This is a genomic window from Mycobacterium sp., assembly GCF_049802695.1.
In the GTDB taxonomy this organism is placed as follows: domain Bacteria; phylum Actinomycetota; class Actinomycetes; order Mycobacteriales; family Mycobacteriaceae; genus Mycobacterium.
The window spans coordinates 1-4,068 of record NZ_JBARMY010000058.1 but is presented as its reverse complement, the minus strand read 5'-3'; the positions used below and the strand labels follow the sequence as shown (position 1 = coordinate 4,068).

General features: G+C 65.5%; 5 protein-coding genes and 2 pseudogenes. 3 read left to right on the top strand and 4 right to left on the bottom strand.

All coding sequences use genetic code 11. The features are described 5' to 3' along the window. A partial coding sequence (locus WA317_RS02260; RefSeq protein WP_425171490.1) for an SDR family NAD(P)-dependent oxidoreductase occupies positions 1–611 on the bottom strand: 611 nt, incomplete at its 3' end. A 210-nt stretch (positions 612–821) separates the two neighbouring features. Next, a complete protein-coding gene (locus tag WA317_RS02255) occupies positions 822–1,106 on the bottom strand; it encodes a 2Fe-2S iron-sulfur cluster-binding protein (RefSeq protein WP_425171489.1) in 285 nt (94 codons plus the stop codon). Positions 1,107–1,293: 187 nt separating this feature from the next. Between WA317_RS02255 and WA317_RS02250 the strand changes: the two genes are divergently transcribed. Continuing rightward, positions 1,294–1,458, top strand: a complete 165-nt coding sequence (locus tag WA317_RS02250) for a hypothetical protein (RefSeq protein WP_425171488.1) — start codon at positions 1,294–1,296, stop codon at positions 1,456–1,458. A 32-nt stretch (positions 1,459–1,490) separates the two neighbouring features. On the opposite strand, the gene WA317_RS02245 is transcribed toward WA317_RS02250, so the two are convergent. Then, the gene (locus tag WA317_RS02245) at positions 1,491–1,730 is read right to left on the bottom strand and encodes a hypothetical protein (protein WP_425171491.1); all 240 of its coding nucleotides are present in this window, start codon (positions 1,728–1,730) and stop codon (positions 1,491–1,493) included. Positions 1,731–1,774: 44 nt separating this feature from the next. Then, positions 1,775–2,445: pseudogene (locus tag WA317_RS02240) on the bottom strand (aldo/keto reductase). A gap of 166 nt (positions 2,446–2,611) precedes the next feature. Between WA317_RS02240 and WA317_RS02235 the strand changes: the two are divergent. Next, positions 2,612–3,442 (top strand): annotated as a pseudogene (locus tag WA317_RS02235) (helix-turn-helix transcriptional regulator); the annotation flags it as partial. A 184-nt stretch (positions 3,443–3,626) separates the two neighbouring features. Then, a partial coding sequence (locus WA317_RS02230; RefSeq protein ID WP_425171487.1) for an alcohol dehydrogenase catalytic domain-containing protein occupies positions 3,627–4,068 on the top strand: 442 nt, incomplete at its 3' end.

Genomic DNA, 4,068 nt, shown 5'->3' with positions numbered 1-4,068 from the left:
CCGAGCTGACGCACCTCTCCGGACGCCAGCAGCTTGTTGGCCGTCGTCTGAGCCACCGTGGCGGGTGCAACCAGGTTGGCGGTGATCCCCTGCGGCGCCAGCTCGAGCGCGACGAACCTGACGAATTGGTCCAGCGCCGCCTTCGCGGTCCCCAGGGTGATCATGCCTTCACGAGGCTGGCGGGACAGAATAGTGCTGAGGAATATCAATCGGCCATAGCGCTGTGAGATCATGCCCGGCACAACAGCTTTGGTGACCAGGAAGGCGGCGTGCATTTCTCGGTCCAGCTTGCCGCCAAGCTGCTCCCAGGTCAGGTCAGCGAAAGACGTTACCTCATAAGGGATCAGGGCATTGTGCACGAGCACATCGAGCCGGCCCCACCGGCGCTGCGTTTCGGCGACCAGTGCGTGGACATCGTCGGGCGCGGTGACATCTGCCCGGATCGCGACTGCTTCACCGCCCGCCGTGGTTATGGCGCGGACCACTTCGTCTGCTTCCTTGGCGCTCGAGCGGTAATTGACGACGACCCGAAACCCGCGTTCCGCAAGGACTGAGGCGGTGGCCGCACCGATTCCACGGCTGCCTCCGGTGATCACCGCAACCCGACTCAACGGCCTTTCCTCCGACCCTGCTAGTGCCCGGCTGGCTTGCTCGTGCGCGGCAGGTCCCTGACGGCCAGACGGAGGGACGATTTCGACGTCATCGCACGCCGGATTTATTGATACACGGCGGGTGCTGGCAAGCGGGAACGATACGCTGGCCCTGCACTTCGGTAAAGGGAGTGGTATCGGCGCTCCCGCGTGCGGAGCGGCGAGCGGCCCTCAGAGATCGACGACAACAGGTTCGGCGGGGTGACTGCAGCACAGCAGGATGTTGCCCGGCGCTGCGGGTTCCAGTGGTTCAAGGTCGTATGCAACGGTGCCTGAGATGAGTGCCGTCTCGCAGTTGTGGCACACGCCGGTGCGGCATGACCACCGCACTGGAACGGCACAGGCTTCGGCGAATTCGAGCAGGGTGGTGCCGGACGGACCGTACTGTGCCGTTATGCCGCTGCCGGCGAGAGAGAATTGCGGCCGCTCTAAACAATTGGGAAGGCCGATGCGCACCCACGAAGATGGTGGCCAAGTCAGCAAGGCCGATCCTGACGCTCGACGATCTTGTGAGCCAACCGGCGTAGCCGCGCACGGCGACGGCCGAATCGGTGTTGTCAGTCCGGTTAGTGACGGTGGGTACCGGGTAGCCGTCCCTGCCGGGCCGACGCAGGCGACGGTGCAGAAAGCAGAGGAGACGGCGATGTCGACGCCCGACGATGGTGTTGAAAACACTGGTGACAACTTGCGGCGCGCGGCGCAGGAAACCGGTCAAGCGGGGGATGAAAATCTTGAATTACCACCGGAGGACCCCGGGTTCGCCACACCCCCGCTCGAAGGGCCGGCCCCGACCGAACTCCCCGACTGACTTTCCGTCTGGCAGCCGGTGACCGGTCGGGCTCAGGCAGCTGTGGAGTTTGTCGGCCGGCGACGCAGGGCGGCCTGCAGCAGAGCAGGGGGTCGGTAGGCCATGTCGAGCGAACCGACGTCGGTGCCGGGAGCGACGATGCCGTCTATCTGATCGAGGATGTCGTCGGTGAGCGTCACGTCGGCTCCGGTGAGCAGGTCCTCGAGGTGATCCATGGTGCGAGGGCCGATGATGGCGCTGCTCACAGCGGGGTGCGTGATGGCGAACGCGATGGCAAGGTACCGCAGTGGCCGTCCGGCTTCGTCGGCCAGTGCAATCAGGTCGACAGCGTCGAGCCGGCGCTCGTCACTGAGATGCTTGAAAAGCGCGGCGCGCGCAGGTCTGTCTGCTGCCCCTTACGAACGCGGCCAGTGAGCAGCCCCTGCGCGAGCGGACTCCACACCAATGTGCCCATCCCGAAGCGCTGCGCCACAGGCAGCACCTCAGCCTCGATGCCGCGATTGAGAATCGAGTACGTCGGTTGCTCGCTACGAAACCGTTCCAGGCCACGCCGTTCAGCGGCCCACTGGGCTTCGACCATGTCCGACGCCGGCATCGCCGACGAACCGATAGCGCGACCTTACCGGCGCGGACCAGGTCCGAGAATGCAGACAGCGTCTCCTCGATGTCCGTGTGCGGGTCCGGCCGGTGAATTTGATAGAGATCGATGTAATCGGTCTGCAAGCGTCGCAATGAATTATCGACCGACGCCGTGATCCACAGCCTCGAATTGCCGCGCTGAACAGGCCCGCTGCCCATGACCAGATGGACTTTGGTCGCCACGATCACGCGGTCACGTCGACCCTTGATCGCCTTCCCCACGATCTCTTCGGACTCGCCGTCGGCATACGCGGGGGCGGTGTCGATGATGTTGATCCCGGCATCCAGTGCCCGATGGATGATGCGGACGCAGCCTTCGTGGTCACGGTTGCCGATCGCGCCGAACATCATGGCGCCCAGCGCGTAAGGGCTGACAGTGATACCGGTTCGGCCGAGAATCCGATGCTGCTGCATGAGGCCAGTCTCCGTCGAACCACACCGCGTAACCAGGACGCGTTCAGCCGGGGATTCGCAGTCCCTGGCTGGGCGCAGCTGCCGGCATGACAATGGGCGGATGGATCGTGACGCGCTGGCTGACTTCCTGCGCCGCCGCCGCGAGGCGCTCAGTCCCGCCGACGTAGGACTGTCACCCGGCGTCCGCCGACGCACCACAGGCCTGCGCCGCGAAGAAGTGGCTCAGCTCACCGGGATGTCGGTCGACTACTACAGCCGACTGGAGCAGGTCCACAGCACAGAGCCTTCACCGCAGATGGTGCGCGCACTCGCCCGCGCACTTCGCCTGACCGACGATGAGACCGACCACCTCTACCGACTGGCCGGCCACGCCGTCCCGGACCGCACCAGGCGCTCACTGCACGTGCGGCCCGCTCTGATGTTTCTTCTCGACCAGATGAGCGACGCGGCTGCCTTCGTCTGCTCGGACACCGAAGTCCTGCTCGCGCAGAACCACCTGGCCAAGCTCCTGATGGGCGACGTGACCACCGGCGAGACGGGACTTCAGTCGAGCATGTGCTGGCGTTGGTTCACCGACCCCCGCTCCCGCGACGCCATTCCGCAAAACGAACACGACGGACACAGCCGTAGCCGGGTCGCCGATCTGCGGGCGGCGTGGGCCCGCCGGCGCAACGATGCCGACATGGGTGAACTCGTCGACAACTTGTTGGAGCACAGCCCGGAATTCAGCGAGTTGTGGGCACGTCACGAGGTGGCGGTACGGCGCCTGCAGCGCAAAACCTTCCTCACCCGCGTGGGTCCCATCACGCTGGACTGCGAAGTGCTGGCGACCACAGACGGCCAGCAGCTGGTAATACTCACACCGCCTGCCGGGTCCTCGGCGACGGAGAACCTGCGCCTGCTCGCCGTCACGGGCCGCCAATCCGTCGGCGGGCACTACCCGCAGCAGCCTCAGCTGATCCGGATCTTGGCGCCTTCGCCGTGTACACCGGAGCCAGCGGGACGATCGCTCGAGGATACGAGGAGTCATGCGCCAGTTGATGTTCGAAAGCGTCGGAAAGTACGCCTGGCAAGAAGCGCCCGAACCCGTAATTTCGTCGCCCGGGCAGGCGCTGGTGCGCCCGTTGCTCGTCGCCTGCTGTGACCTCGATGTCGCTGTGGCTCAAGGCCGGTGGCCGATTCCACCGGGACATGCGGTAGGCCACGAGGGGCTTGCCGAAGTGGTCGCAGTCGGCGACGACGTCAGCAAGGTGCAAGTCGGCGGCCGGGTCGTCGTGCCGTTTCAGATCAACTGCGGCCACTGCCGGGAATGCCGCCGCGGTGTGACCGGGTCGTGTGCGGCGGTGCCACGGATGGCGACGTACGGGATGGCACCGATCGCCGGGCTGGACGGCGGCGGATTCATGTCTGACCTCGTGCTAGTGCCCTACGCCGACGCGATGCTTATTCCGGTTCCCGACTCCGTTGACCCGGTAGCGATCGCCTCGCTGTCGGACAACATCCCCGACGGCTGGCGGGGTGTCGGTCCGTATCAATCGCTGCTGGCTGAGCTGGAAC